General features: G+C 38.4%; 23 protein-coding genes. 9 read left to right on the top strand and 14 right to left on the bottom strand.

The window, feature by feature from the left end:
* Nucleotides 1–61 precede the first annotated feature (61 nt).
* The 3 genes from A6J74_RS19590 to A6J74_RS19580 all read right to left on the bottom strand — a co-directional run bounded on the left by A6J74_RS19590 (nt 62) and on the right by A6J74_RS19580 (nt 2,094).
* Entirely contained in the window at nt 62–826 is a 765-nt protein-coding gene (locus A6J74_RS19590; protein ID WP_000276473.1) for a TIGR01457 family HAD-type hydrolase, read from the bottom strand.
* Between the two features lie 108 nt (nt 827–934).
* The gene (locus A6J74_RS19585) at nt 935–1,567 is read right to left on the bottom strand and encodes a helix-turn-helix transcriptional regulator (RefSeq protein ID WP_000503334.1); all 633 of its coding nucleotides are present in this window, start codon (nt 1,565–1,567) and stop codon (nt 935–937) included.
* Nucleotides 1,568–1,653: 86 nt separating this feature from the next.
* Nucleotides 1,654–2,094, bottom strand: coding sequence for a DUF86 domain-containing protein (locus A6J74_RS19580; protein ID WP_000273998.1), 441 nt, complete (start codon nt 2,092–2,094; stop codon nt 1,654–1,656).
* 147 nt (nt 2,095–2,241) lie between these two features.
* Here A6J74_RS19580 and glpX point away from each other — a divergent pair, with 147 nt between their 5' ends.
* From glpX to A6J74_RS19555, 4 genes are all read left to right on the top strand, one after another.
* Nucleotides 2,242–3,213, top strand: coding sequence for a class II fructose-bisphosphatase (gene glpX, locus A6J74_RS19575; protein WP_000439085.1), 972 nt, complete (start codon nt 2,242–2,244; stop codon nt 3,211–3,213).
* A 16-nt stretch (nt 3,214–3,229) separates the two neighbouring features.
* Complete coding sequence (locus A6J74_RS19570; protein WP_000392613.1) at nt 3,230–3,496, top strand: DUF3055 domain-containing protein; 267 nt, start codon at nt 3,230–3,232, stop codon at nt 3,494–3,496.
* A gap of 373 nt (nt 3,497–3,869) precedes the next feature.
* On the top strand, nt 3,870–4,367 hold the full coding sequence (locus A6J74_RS19560; protein ID WP_001174592.1) for a hypothetical protein: 498 nt from the start codon (nt 3,870–3,872) through the stop codon (nt 4,365–4,367).
* Between the two features lie 11 nt (nt 4,368–4,378).
* A complete protein-coding gene (locus A6J74_RS19555) occupies nt 4,379–4,900 on the top strand; it encodes a GNAT family N-acetyltransferase (protein WP_000935789.1) in 522 nt (173 codons plus the stop codon).
* A gap of 10 nt (nt 4,901–4,910) precedes the next feature.
* Here A6J74_RS19555 and A6J74_RS19550 read toward each other — a convergent pair whose 3' ends face one another.
* Nucleotides 4,911–5,213: a YutD family protein gene (locus A6J74_RS19550; RefSeq protein ID WP_000435941.1), complete on the bottom strand. Its 303-nt coding sequence runs from the start codon at nt 5,211–5,213 to the stop codon at nt 4,911–4,913.
* A gap of 118 nt (nt 5,214–5,331) precedes the next feature.
* Here A6J74_RS19550 and A6J74_RS19545 point away from each other — a divergent pair, with 118 nt between their 5' ends.
* On the top strand, nt 5,332–5,910 hold the full coding sequence (locus tag A6J74_RS19545) for a YhcN/YlaJ family sporulation lipoprotein (protein ID WP_000744137.1): 579 nt from the start codon (nt 5,332–5,334) through the stop codon (nt 5,908–5,910).
* Between the two features lie 34 nt (nt 5,911–5,944).
* On the opposite strand, the gene A6J74_RS19540 is transcribed toward A6J74_RS19545, so the two are convergent.
* Nucleotides 5,945–6,679: a MerR family transcriptional regulator gene (locus tag A6J74_RS19540; protein WP_000178763.1), complete on the bottom strand. Its 735-nt coding sequence runs from the start codon at nt 6,677–6,679 to the stop codon at nt 5,945–5,947.
* A gap of 182 nt (nt 6,680–6,861) precedes the next feature.
* Between A6J74_RS19540 and A6J74_RS19535 the strand changes: the two genes are divergently transcribed.
* A complete protein-coding gene (locus tag A6J74_RS19535; RefSeq protein ID WP_002039875.1) occupies nt 6,862–7,677 on the top strand; it encodes a YhfC family intramembrane metalloprotease in 816 nt (271 codons plus the stop codon).
* Nucleotides 7,678–7,829: 152 nt separating this feature from the next.
* On the opposite strand, the gene A6J74_RS19530 is transcribed toward A6J74_RS19535, so the two are convergent.
* The gene (locus A6J74_RS19530) at nt 7,830–8,270 is read right to left on the bottom strand and encodes a hypothetical protein (RefSeq protein WP_002104427.1); all 441 of its coding nucleotides are present in this window, start codon (nt 8,268–8,270) and stop codon (nt 7,830–7,832) included.
* 139 nt (nt 8,271–8,409) lie between these two features.
* On the opposite strand from A6J74_RS19530, the gene A6J74_RS19525 reads away from it, so the two are divergent.
* Together A6J74_RS19525 and A6J74_RS19520 are read left to right on the top strand one after the other, a co-directional pair.
* Entirely contained in the window at nt 8,410–8,964 is a 555-nt protein-coding gene (locus A6J74_RS19525) for a histidine phosphatase family protein (protein ID WP_080609571.1), read from the top strand.
* Between the two features lie 74 nt (nt 8,965–9,038).
* Entirely contained in the window at nt 9,039–9,518 is a 480-nt protein-coding gene (locus tag A6J74_RS19520) for a YbaK/EbsC family protein (RefSeq protein WP_000272757.1), read from the top strand.
* Nucleotides 9,519–9,538: 20 nt separating this feature from the next.
* Here the strand turns inward: A6J74_RS19520 and lipA are convergent, their stop codons facing one another.
* Nucleotides 9,539–10,435, bottom strand: coding sequence for a lipoyl synthase (gene lipA, locus A6J74_RS19515; RefSeq protein WP_000166369.1), 897 nt, complete (start codon nt 10,433–10,435; stop codon nt 9,539–9,541).
* 189 nt (nt 10,436–10,624) lie between these two features.
* Here lipA and A6J74_RS19510 point away from each other — a divergent pair, with 189 nt between their 5' ends.
* A complete protein-coding gene (locus A6J74_RS19510) occupies nt 10,625–11,608 on the top strand; it encodes a M23 family metallopeptidase (RefSeq protein WP_000944667.1) in 984 nt (327 codons plus the stop codon).
* 153 nt (nt 11,609–11,761) lie between these two features.
* Here A6J74_RS19510 and yunB read toward each other — a convergent pair whose 3' ends face one another.
* From yunB to sufD, 7 genes are all read right to left on the bottom strand, one after another.
* Nucleotides 11,762–12,493: a sporulation protein YunB gene (gene yunB / locus A6J74_RS19505; protein WP_002093086.1), complete on the bottom strand. Its 732-nt coding sequence runs from the start codon at nt 12,491–12,493 to the stop codon at nt 11,762–11,764.
* A gap of 54 nt (nt 12,494–12,547) precedes the next feature.
* Nucleotides 12,548–12,850, bottom strand: a complete 303-nt coding sequence (locus A6J74_RS19500; RefSeq protein WP_000248471.1) for a YunC family protein — start codon at nt 12,848–12,850, stop codon at nt 12,548–12,550.
* Between the two features lie 64 nt (nt 12,851–12,914).
* The gene (locus A6J74_RS19495; RefSeq protein ID WP_229169975.1) at nt 12,915–14,252 is read right to left on the bottom strand and encodes a bifunctional metallophosphatase/5'-nucleotidase; all 1,338 of its coding nucleotides are present in this window, start codon (nt 14,250–14,252) and stop codon (nt 12,915–12,917) included.
* An 826-nt stretch (nt 14,253–15,078) separates the two neighbouring features.
* On the bottom strand, nt 15,079–16,476 hold the full coding sequence (gene sufB / locus A6J74_RS19485) for a Fe-S cluster assembly protein SufB (protein ID WP_001118824.1): 1,398 nt from the start codon (nt 16,474–16,476) through the stop codon (nt 15,079–15,081).
* A 48-nt stretch (nt 16,477–16,524) separates the two neighbouring features.
* On the bottom strand, nt 16,525–16,956 hold the full coding sequence (sufU, locus tag A6J74_RS19480; RefSeq protein ID WP_000009525.1) for a Fe-S cluster assembly sulfur transfer protein SufU: 432 nt from the start codon (nt 16,954–16,956) through the stop codon (nt 16,525–16,527).
* The gene (gene sufS, locus A6J74_RS19475) at nt 16,946–18,166 is read right to left on the bottom strand and encodes a cysteine desulfurase SufS (RefSeq protein WP_001020759.1); all 1,221 of its coding nucleotides are present in this window, start codon (nt 18,164–18,166) and stop codon (nt 16,946–16,948) included. The genes sufU and sufS overlap by 11 nt, the downstream gene beginning before the upstream one ends.
* Nucleotides 18,166–19,458, bottom strand: a complete 1,293-nt coding sequence (sufD, locus tag A6J74_RS19470) for a Fe-S cluster assembly protein SufD (protein WP_000152176.1) — start codon at nt 19,456–19,458, stop codon at nt 18,166–18,168. The genes sufS and sufD overlap by 1 nt, the downstream gene beginning before the upstream one ends.
* Between the last annotated feature and the right edge of the window lie 15 nt (nt 19,459–19,473).

Genomic DNA, 19,473 nt, shown 5'->3' with positions numbered 1-19,473 from the left:
ATAGTACATATGCAATTATGCATAAAAAAACAGGTAACCTCTTCCGGTTACCTGCATTTCATTACATCTTCTCAATCCACTCCGTCAAGTTATGCACAACTTGCGTCGGTTGAACTTCGTATTCTGTTAACTTCTCCACAGTTGTGACTCCAGTGTGGACAAGAAGGGTATGCATACCAGCATTTACTCCCGCTAAAATGTCCGTATCGTAGTTATCCCCAACCATTAATGCCTCATCTTTTCCTATGCCAAGCACTTTTAACGCTTGTTCCATAATGATTGATTCTGGTTTTCCGATAAAGATTGGCTCCACACCTGTTGATACTGTAACAACTGATGTTAATGAACCGTTACCTGGTAATAATCCACGCTCAGTTGGAATAGCAATATCTCCATTTGTAGAAATAAACGTTGCACCATTACGTACAGCAAGACATGCTTTTGCTAATTTTTCATATGTGATGTCGCGATCTAAACCAACAACAACGAAATCAGGGTTTTCATCCACAAGTTCAAATCCTTTTTCCACAAGAGCATCATGTAAGCCTTCTTCACCAATCATGTATACAGTTGCATCTTGTTTACGTTCATAAATGAAATTCGCTGTCGCCATACTCGTTGTGAATACTTGCTCTGCTTTCGCTGGAATATCGAAACGAACAAGTTTTTCTGCAACTTGTTCTGGTTTACGAGTTGAGTTATTCGTAACGAATAAATACGGAATGCCACGCTCTCCTAATGCTTTCACGAAGTCGCTTGCTTCTTCAATTTGTTCTTCACCACGATACATCGTACCGTCTAAGTCAATTAGATAACCTTTATACATCTATTATGTCTCTCCTTCTATGCTAGAGTTCTCATCTATCATACCACTCTTATATTACCCCCTTTTCCAAAAGAAAAAAACGCTTTACCTTAAAGCGCCCCAGAACGTTCATTTTTTCTCTTTTACTTGGTAAGAACAACTACAATCACCCTCGCACATGTTTGCTAGCGTATTTACATCTGCATTCGCAAATAAACGCTTATACATCTCTTTTTCATCTGCACATACTTGCGGGAATCTCTCTGCAATTTCCTTTAACGGACAGTTTTGCTTTTCAATTACGAAAGAGTTCTCTCCATCTCTCTTTATTTGAACCATATAACCATTTTTCTCTTGCATTGCTGCTACCTCTTGCACTTTATATGCTAAGTTCTTTTGATTACTGATTCTCTTTTGCAATTTTTCTTCCATTCGCTTCGTTCTTTCTTTCAAAACGTAACGAAGTATTTTTTCATCGCCCATTCGAGCTAAATCTTCTAGCATATCAATCGCAAATTGCTTATATTCTTTCGGGAATGTATCTTCTCCCTTTTCACTTAACCCGTACAAATAAGTTGGTCTTCCGACATGTTGCCTGACCATCTTAGAATAAATGAACCCATCTTTCTCAAGATTACTTAAATGTCTTCGGATCGCCATTTCTGTAATCTCTAAAACGTCAGCTAATTCTGCTACCGTATGCTCTCCCTTTACTTTCAACAATTGGACAATCTCGTCTTTCGTAGTGCGTGCTTCCCCCATGCTTTACCCTTCTCCCTTTTCCCTTTTCTTTCTCACATACAATATAAGATCCCCAAAAGGTATTCCCGGGGATCTCATAAGCATAATTATTCTGGTACAAATGCAGATACAGGCCCTAATTCCTTCTCTAAATAACTGCGAATATTTGCTGGGTAGTTCTCTACCACTGCAATATGTTTTTGAATCGTCTTATATAATTCATCATGATTCATTTGAATATAATCTTGCGTAAGCATTTTTCGAAGAAGGATAACTTCTTTCATTCCTTGTCCTTCTTCTGCACTTATCACTCGCTCATCCATTAAAATATCGATAATATCTTCATAGCTTCCTGGATCGCGCATAATAAATCCATCAATCATCGCATTCCCTACATCTAATACAGTATCAATCATAAGATGGGCTATGCGCTCTAATGCATAAAATTCAAACTCGGTTTCATATATCTTCTTCTCTTGAAATGTATTTGTTGCTCGTTCTAAACATACTAGCATTTGTTCTATTTTTTTTCTGTCTACGAAGTACATTCATGTCACCTACCTGGAAATTAAAGCATTTACATTTTAATTGTAACGCTTTCTTCTGAAAAAATCGACAATTTTTCGAATTCACCTTTTCTCCGTTATTTGTTATAGTTATATTTGTATGATTTTTGAAATTGGAGGAATGAAATCTTGGAACGTGAACTCGCACTAGAAATTGTCCGTGTAACAGAAGCAGCAGCATTAGCATCCGCACAGTGGATGGGCCGCGGAAAGAAAAATGAAGCAGATGATGCAGCAACTACAGCTATGCGTGATATGTTCGATTCAGTAAACATGGCAGGTACAGTTGTAATTGGTGAAGGAGAACTTGATGAAGCACCGATGTTATATATTGGTGAAGAACTAGGAACAGGTAACGGTCCAGAAGTAGATATAGCCGTTGATCCATTAGAAGGTACAAACATCGTTGCAAAAGGTCTTGCAAATGCAATGGCAGTTATCGCAATCGCAGATAAAGGAAACCTTCTTCACGCTCCTGATATGTACATGGAAAAAATCGCGGTTGGTCCAAAAGCAGCTGGTAAAATTAGCTTAGATGATCCAATTGAAAAAACAATTGAAATTGTAGCAGAAGCTAACAATAAAAAGATTCGTGATCTAACAGTTATCATTCAAGAACGTGAACGTCATCAAGATATTATTGACCGTGTTCGTGCAAAAGGGGCTCGCGTGAAATTATTTGGTGATGGCGATGTTGGTGCATCAATCGCAACAGCACTACCTGGAACAGGTATCGACTTATTCGTAGGTGTTGGCGGAGCTCCAGAAGGCGTTATTTCTGCAGCAGCATTAAAATGCCTTGAAGGTGAAATGCAAGCTCGCTTAGTTCCAATGAACGAAGAAGAAGAAGCTCGTTGTCGTGAAATGGGATTAGAAGATCCTCGTCAACTTCTTATGTTAGATGACTTAGTATCTGGTGATGATGCAATCTTCTCAGCAACAGGTGTTTCTGCTGGTGAGTTATTAGACGGCGTGAAATTCCTAGGCGGAGATTTAGCTGAAACATATTCTATCGTTATGCGTTACAAAACAAGAACAGTACGTTTCATTAAAACGCATCACCATTTAGATCATAAACCACACTTAAACTTAGATATTTAATAAAGGAGCCATGTGTATGGAAGAACGTTTCTTTCTGTACGACGATACTGTCGCTACAAAAACTCGTTTCGTTAGCTTTATGGGAGAAAATGAGCGTCATGATTTAGCGCTTTTATACTCCGATCGTCATTACGGTAAAACAATTGTCCTTGATATGCAGAGCAATAAATTTGCAATCATCGGTCCTGACGATTTAAACGAACCAGGCTACTTAGAGCACGCATTTTCTATGACTGAAGAAATTGCAGAAGAATTACGCTCATTTTTATTTGAACTTATATAACTTATCTCAAACACCAGCTATTTTAGCTGGTGTTTTTTCACTGTAATTATTTTGAATTTTCAATCTCTCGTGGTATACTTATGTACAAATCTATTTGGATAGAAAGGACGTTATCTACGTATGCCAACATTTACTTTGTAATGGACCAGCAATTGGATAGCATTACTCTCAAAAAAGCACCGTGCTTTTTCAAGGGAGTAGTCTGCCCATTCCCATTACAAAGGAACGTAACGCATCTGTAGTATGATGTTTACGGAGGTTCCTCTTTGGGGAACCTCCTTTTATTTTTGTCTACTTCTCATGTCTTCATACTACAAGACATCCAAATAGCTGTATTACGTTCCTTTACCACTACTATAAGAGGTGAAGGAAAATGCAGAAAGTACAACTTTCTTGGAGTTTATATGAAAATCAGCAAAACACAATCGAAAAATATTGTAAAAATTGCGGACGTAATACCCTATTTACTGATACGAATATTCGCAGGCATAACGCCAATGGAAAAAACATATACCGCTTTGCCATTTATAAATGCCCGAACGATCATACGTGGAATCAAAAACTGCGCATTTATAAATCATTTACTGATCATGTGGAAACAATCGATATGATTCAGCAAGACCAAACAGAAACGACTACTACCATTTCTATGACACAACATAAAGAAAGTGGCATAGTTGAAATCACGATTGTATTAGACATCGTTTTTGGCTCCCACCGAATTGATAAAGTGTTATCCACATATATTTCAGATTGGAGCCGTACTACCATTGTGGATAAAATTAAAAGTGGGGATATTCAATTGAACGGACAACAAATGAAACCAAATAAACAACTCTCTGAAGGCGATTATATTTCAATTTGTTTATAAGGAGGTGCCTCATGCTAAACGTGAGAAAAGGTACGATGGATTTATTAGAAGGATTAGATAGAATGTATACAGAATGTAAAAAAGCGCTCTTACAAAATCAAATTTACCAATGGGATGATTCTTATCCAGCTCGAGAACATATTTCCTATCACTTAGAACAAGATGAACTCTATTGCTTGTTTGAGGATGATTCACTCGTTGGTGCTGTCGTGTTAAACGAGTGGCAGTCTCCCGAATATAAACGAATTGATTGGTCAGAAACAGACGGACGCTTTCTTATCGTCCACTCTTTCGTTATCCATCCTCTCTCGCAAGGAAAAGGATATAGTAAAGTACTTTTATCTTTTTGGGAAAGTGAAGCAAGACGGAAAGGTTACAATGGCATACGCCTAGATTGCTTTACTCGCAATCCGGTTTCATTAAGTCTATATGAAAAAAACGATTATATTTGCCGAGGTGCTGTTTATTTTGAAAGTAAACAGCCTCCTCACAACTGGTATAATTGCTATGAAAAAATCCTCTTACAATCGTAAGAGGATTTTTTTATTTCTTCACTTTTCGTAATACGAAGTGTGCACAACCGAAGTTACAGTACTCGTATAAATACTCTGATAAAGTACTAATTTTCGTATCATATGTCGCACGTTGGTTACTATCATCAAAGAATCCGCGCAATCTAAGTTGCTCATATCCCCAGTCTCCAACGATATAATCATATTTATTTAAAATTTCTGCATAGCGCTCTTTAAATGCTTCTTCACTAAAACCGTCACGAAAGTTTTTAATTACTTCGTACTGAACATTATTAATGCTCACCGTAGCATGAATTTCTTGCTTTTGCTCCATCATTAACTTCCTCTCTAAGCATTCTTCTTTTTATCGTATCACAAAGCATAACAACCAACAATTTCAAATACAAAAAATTGCAAATTAGTACATGCTATGGAGAAGGAGGTGATACATCGTGAAAAAACAAATTTTACTTTCCCTTCTCACTCTTTCCCTATTTGCAGGCTGCCAATCAACGAATAAAGCCGAAATGGAACGTGAGGAAGGAAGCCGTGTTCTTGTTTCCAACAAAAACGACATGTATCATACGGAAAATACAAATACACGATTAACGAGAGTCGGTTATTCATCTAAACAAAAGCATGAAGTATCTAACAAACAAGTAGGGGCCATTAACCGTGAGAAAGTTGCTGAAATGATTACAAGCATGACAGTCAAACTTCCTGACGTTACAAACGCTGCTACGCTCGTTACCGATGATGAAGTATTTGTTGTATACCGTGCAAACACAACGGATCCGAAACTCGTAGCGGATCAAGTATATAAAGCTGCTTTGTCCATCGTTCCTCGCTATTATAAAGCATATGTATCGACAGACCAAAAGTTGATTTCTCAAATTCAAGGACTGCAATCTGGTGCATTAAATGATACAGAATATACGCAAAGCCTCGATATGTTAAAACGGGAAATGAGTAAAAATCCTCATTTGAACAATACAGAGGATCAGACTTTAAATGATATGATTAAAAAGTAAAACAGGTGGAGAAAACCTCCACCTGTTTTACTTTTTATTTTTTATTACGATCCGCATAAACCTCCATCGCATCACACATAAACTGTGCTAACCCTTCGCCAAACTTATCAATATTTTTCGTGAAGCGCTCATCAGCGACGTACATTTGACCGAGTCCCTTGAAGGCTTCTAATGAATATTCACCAAAGTTTTGCAAGTAATCATACCATACTTTAATAGCTTCTTGTGCCTCTTTAGAATCAGGTGCACCATGTCTAAGCGCCGCTAAATTTCTGTAAATAGTATTAAACTCTTCCTGATTCTCTTTTGACATACCTTTTGCATATTCGTTCGCTTTATCTACAGCTGTATCTCCCCATCTTTCACGCGCTTCTTCTTCATATGGGTTATGGCTAAAATCAAATCCTTCAAATTTCTCTTTGTTCGTCATTTCAATCTCTCCTTTTGTATGCTGAATTGTTTTATCAATCGTCGCAATCACCTTATCTAACCTCGCACGTTTTTCAAGAAGCATTTTCTTATGAAGCTGTAATGCTTCTTCGCGATCAAATGACGGACTCATGATAATTTCTTTAATTTTCTTCAAAGGGAAGCCTAGCTCTTTAAAAAATAAAATTTGCTGCAGTGTCTCTAAATTTTCGTCAGAATACAGACGATATCCAGATTCTGTCGTCTCGTCTGGGGTTAACAACCCAATTTCATCGTAATGATGCAGTGTGCGCACACTAATTCCAACTAAATCAGCTACTTCTTTTACTCTCATTGTCATTTGTATCTCCCCCTTAATACATACGATAAAGTATGACGCAACGTTAGAGTCAATAAGTAAATTCATTTTATCCCTCTATTTGCGAGCAGTAATACCCTCACCTCAAAATTCGGGGAATAGACAACACTCCCATTGATTAAAGTTTCAATTTATCTCTAAAAGTTTCATCTCTCCCATATTTCATGCATAATAGATATGTACATATATTAGAAAGCGGTGAAAGTATGGTTTCAAATACTGTAATTGCCAGCATCATTATGCAACTCGTTGTTTCGGTTCTGGTCCCAATTATTGTACTCGTTTATTTCCGTAAAAAATATAATATTAATTGGAAAGTGGTCGGAGTTGGTGTTCTTATCTTTATCGGATTTACCCAAATTCTCGAAACACCATTTCATCTATTTATGCGCGGTAATCCAGCAATCGCTCCATTTTTAGAAAATCCATTTGTCTTCGCACTTTATGGCGGGCTAACTGCTGGTATTTTTGAAGAATTAGGACGCTTCGTTGCCTTCTTCTTCCTACTAAAAAAATATCTAGAATATAAAGATGGCTTTGCTTACGGAATTGGTCACGGCGGGATAGAATCTATTTTAGTTGGCGGATTCTCTGCATTGCAAACTCTTATATTCGCAAATGCTATTAACGATGGTAGCTTCGCTCAAATGGCAGAAAAACTACCTCAATTAAATCTTGTAAAGGACATGTTAATCGAGCAGCCTGCCTATTTTTACTTCCTTGGTAGCGTAGAAAGAATTATGGCACTCGTATTGCAAATTGCCTTTACAATGCTTGTTTTATACGCAGTAAAACAAAAGAAGTACATCTTCCTTGTATATGCTATATTATTCCACGCATTTGTAGACTTTTTCGCAGCACTTTACCAAACAAAAACGATCAACATCTTTGTTGCAGAAGGGATTACTCTTCTACTAACAATTTGTGCTCTCGTTGTGATTCGCAAAATGAAAGTGAAATTAATGAGTGTGCCGGAGTAAAAAATAACCCACCAGTTGGTGGGTTATTTTTTACTCCGCACTAACGGGCAGTAGGACTCTCACCTCAAAGTTCGGCAAATGCAGAGAAGTTAGGCGGGAGATCAACTACCCGATTGGTTCAACTAATAATCAGTGGACAAATCCCCCACTGATTAAAGTTTCACTTTATAAGGATTATCACAATGATGATAACTTTTGCCCTCTTGCAGCTCCCTCTTTGTTTCTGCATCTATAACGATATACTTATGAAACTCTTCTACTTCATTTTGAGTAAAAGAAGCAAAGAAGTACACTTGGCGATCAGGGTGAACAAAAAAATCTTGAAGCACCACTCTACTTCGACAACCGACAGCTGTTTTTTGTAGGAAAGAAAATTCTTCATCAGGCACTTCTTTAAATGAGATTTTTTTACGAACACTATATGCTACATTTTTGTATTCTTTATAAATTTTCTTATCTAACTGTTTATAAAACACATCCTCACTCACAAATGGCTTATTTCGATTACTTGGATAATCTAACTTTTGATTGGATTCTGCATATGTTGTGGATAATTGCATAAGAAAACAAATAATGAATACAATGCACATCATTTTTTCATAGTGACACCTCAATTTTTTTATCCACATTACTTTTCCACATACTTAAATCGCTAGTCCGTTTCCAAGAAAAAGGAATTTTTTCCACATTTGTCGAAGTATATAGCGTCAACTTGAAAGATGGGGATGAATTATGAATAAAATTATTGTAATACGACATTGTTCCGCAACTGGACAAAAACTTGATGCCGAATTAACGACTGCCGGAAAAAATCAAGCTAATATCCTTGCTACATTCCTTTTAGAAAATCAGATACAAATAGATCATATTATTTCGAGCCCATTTGTCCGAGCTATCGATTCTATTCGGCCCTATGCGCTCCAAGCTAACCTATCTATCGAAGAGGATGAACGATTAGCTGAACGTATATTAAGCAACGTTCCGATGGATGATTGGATGCCAAAACTAGAATCTACTTTTACAAACATAGATATTGCCTTTTCAGGCGGAGAGTCAACAAAACAAGCGACGGACCGTGCTATATCGCTTATCCAAGACGTTTTAAAATTAAACCATACTACAACACTACTCGTTACACATGGAAACTTACTTACACTCATTTTAAAGCACTTTGATCATACGATCGGCTTTAATGAATGGAGAACTTTAACGAATCCTGATGTTTACGAAATTACAATTGGTGAACAAAGTATCATAAAGCGATTATGGGAAGCATCGTCCAAGTAGTATCCCTTTCCAAAACACTCAGTTGACGCCACGAGAAGAGACTGTATTAACAATAGAGAGGGGTATCATTCCATATGTATGAAGATGTACTTTCTTTACTACATAAAACAAATATTTCTTATGAAAAGTTTGAACACGAGCCAGTGCTTGATTATGAGACAGATCGTATCGTGCGTGAAAGACTCGGTTTGCAAGGTACTCCAAGTAAAAGCTTATTTTTAAAATCAAAATCCGGAGATTATTTCGTATTTTTTACGTTAGAGGGTACTCGGCTCGACCGAGGAGAAATGAAAGAAATAACAGGAGAAAGCTTATCACTTTGCTCTCCACATGAGTTACGAGAAAAAACTGGTTGCACCCCTGGCTGTGTAGCTCCTTTCGGTTATTCACAAGATGTAACGATTATTGTGGATAGTTCCATTTATACGTACGATAAAATTTTGATTACACCTGGTGTACCCGAATTTACAATTGAATTATCCACAGAGGAATTAAAAAAAATTGTATTCACATGCCCAAATACTGTTTTAGAGTACAAACAAAAAGAGAGCTAATGGTTAGCTCTCTTTTTTCATTATTTGGCTTCTGCTGTTTTTTCTTTTGCAGAACGTACTTGCTCGTCCGCATGATAAGAAGAACGTACAAGTGGGCCAGCTTCACAGTGGCTAAATCCTTTGCTAAGTGCAATTTCTTTAAGCTCTGCAAATTCTGCTGGTGGGTAATATTTAAGAACTGGTAAATGCTTCTTAGATGGTTGTAGGTATTGCCCAAGAGTTAAAATATCCACATTGTTTGCACGTAAGTCATCCATTGCTTCAATTAAATCTTCTCTCGTTTCACCTAAGCCCACCATAATGCTCGATTTAGTTGGAATATCAGGCTGCATTTCTTTCGCTCGACGTAAAAACTCTAATGAACGATCATATTTTGCTCTAGCGCGAACTCGGTCAGATAATCGACGTACTGTTTCAATGTTATGGTTTAAAATATCTGGTTTTGCATCCATTAACATTTTTAAGTTTTCTTCTACTCCACCCATATCAGATGGTAATACTTCGATAGACGTGAATGGGTTTTTACGACGTACTGCTCGTACTGTTTCAGCAAAAACAGCTGCTCCCCCGTCCTTTAAATCATCACGTGCAACCGCTGTTATAACGACGTGCTTTAAGCCCATTTGTACTACTGAATCTGCTACGCGTTCTGGTTCTTGTAAATCAAGCTCAGTTGGTAAGCCTGTTTTAACCGCACAAAAACGACAAGCACGTGTACAAACCGCACCTAAAATCATAAATGTTGCTGTTTTTCTTACAGCCCAGCATTCATGAATATTCGGACATTTTGCCTCTTCACAAACGGTATGAAGATTTTTAGAACGCATCATTTTCTTTAAGCCTGTATAGTTTTCATTCGTGTTTAACTTAATTTTCAACCATTCGGGCTTGCGCTTATATTCTGTTTGTTTTGTCATGGTTATCAACTCCGCACAATATGAAATAGTTTACCGTGTTCGCTTCTTTCAATGTAACATATCTATTCTAACGTATGAAAGCGATTTGCTCAAATGAAGATTCTAAGATTTTTTCCAATCGTTCCCTATAATGAAATACTCCGTATATCCCACACTAAAAAGAGTGATGTTGTGAAAGGAGTCTATTTCATGCTTCGAAAAATTTCTCTTTTGCTTTCAATTTGCTTTCTTCTCCACCAAAACATCGCTTACGGTGAAGATAATCAGCAAAGCATATACGAAAAGCGCATGGCACTATATAAAGAAACCGAGCAGTCTTCAGGCATTCCGTGGTATTACTTAGCTGCAATGGATCAATATGAAAGAAATATACGGAGCGTAAGAAAAGATATTCCGAAAAAACCAGATGCCATCATTTCCCTTTATTTCAAACCAGAAATATGGGCTGGACCTATTAATAGTAACGATACTCTCCCCCATACAATTTCTCTATTTGGCGGAATAGGTTTAGATGGTGACAAAGATGGATTTGCAAATGCAAGTAGCGACCGTGATCTTCTGCATACCGCAGCGACTATTTTAAGGAAACAAGGAACGTCAGAAGACCGTATTAAAATTATGCTCTGGGAATATTATAGACGTGCAAAAACAGTTGATTTAATTAGTGAATACGCCCGAATTTATAAACATTATGGACGTATTAATTTAGAAGGAAATGCTTTTCCTCTCCCAATTCGCAGTGACCATAGCTACCGTAGTACTTTCGGCGCTGGAAGAAGTTTTGGAGGAAGAAGAGTTCATGAAGGAACCGATATTTTTGCAGGATATGGTGTACCAGTAAGATCGACTTGCTATGGCATTATTGAGACAAAAGGATGGAACCGTCTTGGTGGATGGCGTATCGGCATTCGCGATCTGCATAATAATTACCATTATTACGCACATTTAGGCGGGTTCTCAAAAGAAATACAGCTTGGACAAATTGTTGAGCCAGGAAAAGTAATCGGATTTGTTGGTAGCACCGGTTATGGACCTCCTGGTACAGCCGGAAAATTTCCGCCCCACTTACATTTTGGCATGTATAAAGACAATGGCTATACAGAATGGGCCTTCGATCCATACATGCATTTAAGCTTGTGGGAACGCAAAGAACGAGCAAATACAAAACGATAACCGTAGCAGATTGCTACGGTTATTTTTTATCCCGCTATTTGCCCGGCAGTAAGATCCCTACCTCAAAATTCAGCGAAAGCAAAGGCGTTCGGTAGGTTGGGGATCAACTGCCCGTAAAAGCCCCCCACTGATTAAAGTTTCACTTTATATTCGCTAACTATCCGTTTTCTTTTTATCCGGTACAACAACGCCACCGCTTCCATAATAAGTAGGCACTTCTCCTTGAACAATGCGCGTTGCAATCGGAACATCTTGTTTCACTTTTATTTCTTTCGTATGAAATGGAATAATCACTTGCAACGTTACTTCCATCTCCATAACAATTTGAATCGCTGTATTATTAATCCCATGCGGCTCAATTTTTTGTTTAATATCCGTGTTTACATGACCGATTGTCGTGAAATCAATCGGAATATCTGGCCCCAGATGTCCGAGAAGCACATTATCCGTTACACGACCAAAAGGAACTGCCATAGTCGCCCCGTTTTTTTCAGAAATACCTAGCTCCTTCAAATTCCCTTGTTCTACTTGCTGTAAATATTTTTCTATGTATGTGGTCGTTGATGTTACGATTTCATTTACTTGCTTTGTATTTAAATTAATTGTAGATACTCTTCCGTTCCGATCCGTTTGTACTTTCATTAATGAATCGACGTCGAATCCTTCATTAATTCTATCCTTTACCGCCTTCGTCATGACTGCTGTCGCCATTTTATGCGTCTCTACTTCCCCATATTTCATTAACGTTGGCTGAATGCTGTTATTCACAATCCATAATCCTTGCATTAGTAATATCACAAAAAGAATAAACGACATAAGCAGTATGTACCGAAAGGAAATAGGTCCCCTTCGAAACCGCGAATTTTTCGAACGAAATATGCTCATAAAAAAACCTCCTTCTTATATCATTTCTATGCAAGAAGGAGGGACGATATATGCTTATCTCATTTTTAATAACGCTTCTTTTCCAATCGTTCCTACTGGAATACCTAACGCTTCCGCTCCAGTCGTTACGGATTCTAACGGTGCTTCAAGAAGTTGTTCAATGGTTCTTACACCAACCGCACGGCCAGCAATAATTCCCCGATCACCTAACTTCTCATTTAAAAGACCTACATCTAATGCACCACACATAATATATCCTGTATCGCTCATTACGGCTAGCAAATTTGTCTTTGGAAGTTTTACACTAACCGCAATAAACGTATAATTATCGATTATAATTGGCTCCACATTAACCATAGTTCACACTCCTCTCTTTCTTATCTGTATGACAAGAGAAAAATGAGTGTTACAAGTAACTAGCCTATAGTTTGACGGAAGATGTATGAGTTATCAACACGTCTGTTAACACATCTCTAAGTAGTTCCGGCATATAATATTGTTTGTCAGAAAGTGTGGATAGCTCTGGGTATAAGTATCCGAATGTAAACATATCAATCGTTCCAACCGTATATATACGATCTAATTCCAGCGATTCCCCGTTAATCAATACATCTTCGAGTAAAATTTTATTCCCAGGAGTCGTATCTGGAATGACTTCTACACCAGCGTAAATCATTTTCCCCATCACTTTTCCTCGAAATCCGAATCCTTTCACCTCAAGATTCTCCATATTCGGGCGGCGTGCTTTCAAGATCACTTCTCTTAATGTTTTTCCTGACACTTTCAACGCACATGGATTAATTGGATGTGGACAAATTCTGTGAATATCTCCGCGCGTCACAACACCTTCTTCTAATCCCTCAAGAAGTACACCAGCGTTCACCATTCCAATCTCTGCACCGCACCACGTTTTCAGCGCATTTGCTAACATGTGCGAAAATGGTGTCTCATGAAACCAATCAACTGGTAATGATTCCTTTAAATGAACGACAGGCTCTGCCATGATATGCTTACTTTCTTCCTGCAGCATTTCAATTGTGGATAACGGTTTACTATAAGCACCTAACCGCTCTGTCTTAATCGCTCTACCGTCCTTCTTCAACAGTCTCTTCGTCTCTTTATCCACAGTAAGCTGCACGTGCCCAACGTAACGGCCCCACTTTTCACAACAACAAAGTAAAGTATTATTCATAAGAACACCGCGCTCAAATAAATGATGCGTATGTGCACCTAAAATAACATCTATATCATAATGCTCCGCCATATACTCATCCATGCTTTTTCCAAGGTGAGATAGGACAACTTTAATATGCGCCTCATCTTTCACTTCTTCTAAAATAGACTCTAAATGCTCGATTGGATCTTCAATGTGCCAGTCTAACATTTGATAAAACTCGGGATATGCTACCGTTAATCCAATAAAAGCAATCGTAATTCCATCTGTCGTTGTATGTAATTTATAAGGCTTTGCCCATGCTGGACGTATACCTTCTTTTTCAAATAAATTCGCGACGAGCACCTCAAATCCAGCATCATCATATAGACGATTCAAATGCTCCTTCGCTAACGTAATTCCTTCATTATTTCCAATCGTTACATAATCATATAACGCCTCATTTAAAAGCTTCGTATTGCCAAGCCCATTCGTCGCTTCCGAAATACTGTGAAAACGATCCACATGATCGCCGATATCAACCGTCAAAGCGGTCTCTCCCGCTTCCTGTCTTCGCTTTTTCTCCCCTTGTACAAACCGATAAATTTGCGGCCAATTTTCAAAATGACTATGTATATCGTTTGTATGATAAAGGTGGATGATTGTTTCTTTATTTATATTCAGAGAAAAAACCTCCTCTCAATTCCTTACTGCCATTTACGCTATACGTACGCAATAATCCTGTAAATACTTTTCGTCTTTTCTTGCTATTTTACATTGTACTCGCATTATGAGAAAAAGCAAAAGATTGTCTTTTTTATATGGAAACTTTTGTTTTTTCTAGTTGGTGTGAAAGGATTTTAGATGGTGAAGTGGGGGATTGGTCAAAAAGTTTAATAGAGAATTCAGTGGGTGGTTGTTCAAGTGGATTTGTCAGTATCTTTGTCTTAAATCTAGTCGTTCTCTGTTCTTATAAAATGTTTGGGGTATGTGAGGTTTTTCTTTTGTCTTACTTTGTCGACAAATCGATATTCCTTGTCGAAACGTTGATATATTGAAATAATCGTTGATATATTCCCATTTATGATCGATATATTTGAAAAATCGTTGATATATTTAGCCGAACACCCACCCGGGTATCTCTTTCCCCATCTCCGATTGGTGAAGGCTTTTACGGGCAGCCCGCCCCCACCTAACTTCTTTGCTTCCACTGAATTTTGAGGTGGGGGCCTTACTGCCCGTTAATGCGGGATAAATAACAAATAAAAAAGCGCCCTGCACAGCAGGACGCTTTCTTCATACATATATTATCCAGTTCTAGTGGCTAGAATAAGCTGCTTCCACTTTTAAATATTATCCAGCTTCGCCTCCTAGCCCCTCATGTCTAAGAACCTTAGCCAACGGGGCTGAACAGTCGGCTCCGCGTTTCTATTTAACCAATAGAACCTTCCATCTCAAACTTGATTAGGCGGTTCATTTCAACTGCGTATTCCATTGGAAGTTCGCGAGTGAATGGCTCGATGAAGCCCATTACGATCATTTCTGTAGCTTCTTGCTCAGAAATACCGCGGCTCATTAGGTAGAATAATTGTTCTTCTGATACTTTCGATACTTTCGCTTCGTGCTCAAGTGAAACGTAATCGTTTTTGATTTCGTTGTAAGGAATTGTATCAGATGTAGATTGGTTATCCATGATTAACGTGTCACACTCGATGTTAGAGCGAGAGTTTTTCGCTTTTGGTCCGAAGTGTACGATACCACGGTAAGTTACTTTACCACCATGCTTCGCAATCGATTTAGAAACGATTGTTGAAGAAGTGTTTGGTGCTAAGTGAATCATTTTCGCACCAGCATCTTGGTGTTGGCCTTTACCAGCAATCGCGATAGATAACGTTAAACCACGAGCGCCTTCGCCTTTTAAGATAACTGCTGGGTATTTCATCGTTAATTTAGATCCGATGTTACCGTCAATCCATTCCATCGTTGCGTTTTCTTCACAAACCGCACGTTTTGTAACTAGGTTGTATACGTTGTTCGCCCAGTTTTGGATTGTTGTATAACGGCAATATGCATCTTTCTTAATGATGATTTCTACTACCGCACTGTGAAGTGAGTTAGTCGTGTAAACAGGTGCTGTACAACCTTCTACGTAGTGTACGTGTGCGCCTTCGTCTACGATGATAAGCGTACGCTCGAATTGTCCCATATTTTCAGAGTTAATACGGAAATACGCTTGAAGTGGTGTATCAACTTTAATACCTTTTGGAACATAGATGAATGATCCACCAGACCAAACTGCAGAGTTTAATGCAGAGAATTTGTTGTCTGTTGGTGGGATTACTTTTCCGAAATGCTCACGGAAAATATCTTCGTTCTCTTTTAATGCGCTATCTGTATCTTTGAAGACGATTCCTAGAGCTTCTAAGTCTTCTTTCATGTTGTGGTATACAACTTCAGATTCGTACTGTGCAGATACACCAGCTAAATATTTTTGCTCTGCTTCAGGAATACCTAATTTATCAAATGTCGCTTTAATTTCATCAGGTACTTCATCCCAAGACTTCTCAGATTTCTCAGATGGTTTTACGTAGTACGTAATTTCATCGAAATCTAAGTCATTTAAGTCGCCGCCCCATTGTGGCATTGGCATTTCATAGAACTTATCCAGTGATTTTAAACGGAAGTCTAACATCCACTGTGGTTCTTCTTTCATACGTGAAATCTCTTCAACGATTTCTTTTGTTAAACCGCGTCCAGCACGGAAAATCGAAACGTCTTTGTCTTTGAAACCATATTTGTAATCGCCGATATCTGGCAGTTGCTTCGCCATGTTGGTGTGTCCCTCCTTAGATAACCTCATTTTTAGGAACCTTTAACATTACTTATCTTCGTTTAAGCCCTTTTCTAACGCTTTCCACGCTAATGTTGCACATTTAATACGTGCAGGGAACTTGCATACGCCTTGTAATGCTTCAATATCTCCTAAATCGATGCTGTCATCGTACTCTTTTCCTAGCATCATGTCAGAGAAAATTTTAGAAAGCTGAAGTGCCTCTTCAATTTTCTTACCTTTTACTGCTTGTGTCATCATAGAAGCTGAAGACATTGAGATAGAACATCCTTCTCCTTCAAACTTCGCTTCTTGCACAATACCTTCTTCTACTTTCATCGTAAGTTGAATACGATCGCCGCAAGTTGGATTGTTCAAGTTTACTGTAACACTATCTTCTAGCACGCCATTGTTACGAGGATTCTTATAATGATCCATAATAACTTGACGATATAACGTATCTAAATTATTAAATGACATTTGTGAAATACTCCTTTGTCTTGATTAGCGATTCAACAAATGTATCAATTTCTTCTTTTGTATTATATAAATAGAAGCTCGCACGTGCTGTTGAAGAAGCTTTCAGCCACTTCATAAGCGGTTGTGCACAGTGGTGTCCTGCGCGAACCGCAATACCTTCTACATCTAATACTGTCGCTACATCGTGAGGATGTACGTCTTCAATATTAAATGTAACAAGACCAGCGCGATGCTTTGGACCATAAATTGTAACGCCATCTACTTCTGATAGTCTTTCTAAAGCGTATTGCGCTAATTCATGTTCATGCTTTTCAATATTATGAAGACCGATTTCTTCTAGGAAATCAATTGCCGCACCAAGTCCGATTGCATTACCGATAATCGGTGTACCTGCTTCGAACTTCCACGGAAGCTCTTTCCACGTAGATTCTTGTAAGTCTACGAAATCAATCATTTCACCACCAAATTCAATTGGTTCCATATTGTTTAGCAATTCTTTCTTACCATATAATACGCCGACACCTGTTGGTCCGCACATCTTATGAGCAGATAATGCGTAGAAATCACAGTTTAAATCTTGTACATCCACTTTCATATGAGGTGCACTTTGTGCTCCATCAACGATCATGATTGCACCGTTTTCATGTGCGATTGCTCCGATTTCTTTTACAGGGTTAATCGTTCCAAGTACGTTTGACACGTGCATAATAGAAACGATTTTTGTATTCGGTGTAACAGTTTGACGAACATCTTCTAAAGAAATTGTACCGTCTAGTTGAAGCGGAAGGTATTTCAAAGTTGCGCCAGTTTTCTTCGCAACTTGTTGCCACGGAATGATGTTACTATGGTGTTCCATGTAAGAAATAACGATTTCATCGCCTTCTTTTACATTTTCAAGACCATAGCTAGCCGCTACTGTATTTAATGCTGTTGTCGTTCCGCGCGTGAAAATAATCTCTTCCATTGATTTCGCGTTAATAAACTTGCGAACTTTCTCACGTGCACCTTCATACGCGTCAGTAGCTTTCGTACCGAGCGTATGAACACCGCGATGCACGTTAGAATTATATTCTTTATAGTAACGTTCTAACGTTTCAATGACTTGAATTGGTTTTTGAGAAGTTGCTGCACTATCGAAATAAACAAGTTGTTTGCCGTTCACTTTTTGATCAAGAATTGGAAACTGTTTGCGTATTTCATGAATATTCATTAGCGAACTTTCCTTTCAATTACCTCAACAAGCTGTGCTTTTACTCCTTCAATTGGAAGCTCATTTACTACAGGTGCTAAGAATCCATGGATGACTAAACGTTCTGCTTCGCGTTTTGGAATACCACGGCTCATCAAGTAGTATAATTGGTACGGATCTACGCGGCCTACTGAAGCTGCGTGACCTGCCATTACATCATCTTCGTCAATTAAAAGAATTGGGTTTGCATCTCCGCGAGCTTTCTCGTCTAACATAAGAACGCGAGAAGATTGTTGTGCATTTGATTTAGATGCACCGTGTTCAATCTTACCAATTCCGTTAAAGATAGATGTTGCACTATCTTTTTGTACACCGTGTTTTAAAATCCAACCTTCAGAGTGTTTACCGAAGTGAACAACTTTAGTTGTAAAGTTTTGTGTTTGGTTACCACGGCCAATTGTTACTGTTTTCGTATCAGCATATGAACCGTCGCCCATTAAGTTCGTAACGTTCTCTGAGATTGTGTTTCCGTCATTCATAAGGCCTAGAGCCCAATCAATGCGGCCGTCGCGTCCTACAATGCCGCGGCGGTTAACGTAAGTTGTTACGTCTTTTGCTAATAAATCAACCGCACCGAATTTCACTTGTGCGCCTTGTTCCACGATTACTTCTGCTACGATATTTGCAATACCTTTAGCATTTTCATTTGCAACATAGTTTTCTACATAAGTTGCAGTACTGTTCGCATCAGCTACGAATAATACGTGGTTATATACGTTAGCTTCTTCGCCGTCTACTAAGAATACAGCTTGAAGTGGAGTTTCAAGAACAACGTTTTTCGGAACATATACGAATGCACCGCCGTTGATTAATGCAGCATGAAGTGCAGTTAGACGATGCTCGTCTACTTTCACGCCGTCTTTCATTAAATACTTTTGTAATAGTTCAGCATGCTCTGTTGCAGCTGTTACGATGTCTGTAAAAATAACACCTTTTTCTTTTGCTTCGTCTGCTAAAGAAACGAACGCAGTTGTACCAGTACGTTGTACTAATACGCTGTTATTTTCATCGATTAAGTTTTTCACTGCTTCTGGAAGCTCTGTTAAAGAACTTACAGGCTCTTGCTTAGCAGCGTCGCCTTTTCCGATAAAGTCCCATTTTTCAATTTTCGTTTTATCAGGCGTTGGCATTGGAAGTTCTGTTGCTTGTGCAAGAGCTTGTAAGCGGAACTCAGTCAACCAAGCAGCTTCGTTTACTTCGCTAGCGCGCTGACGGATTGTTTCTTGATCGAAAGGTAATGTACCGATTGTCATGTTTATGCTCCTCTC

The sequence above is a fragment of the Bacillus sp. FDAARGOS_235 genome, assembly GCF_002073415.2.
Lineage (GTDB): Bacteria > Bacillota > Bacilli > Bacillales > Bacillaceae_G > Bacillus_A > Bacillus_A toyonensis.
This window is presented reverse-complemented; position numbering and strand designations above follow the sequence as displayed.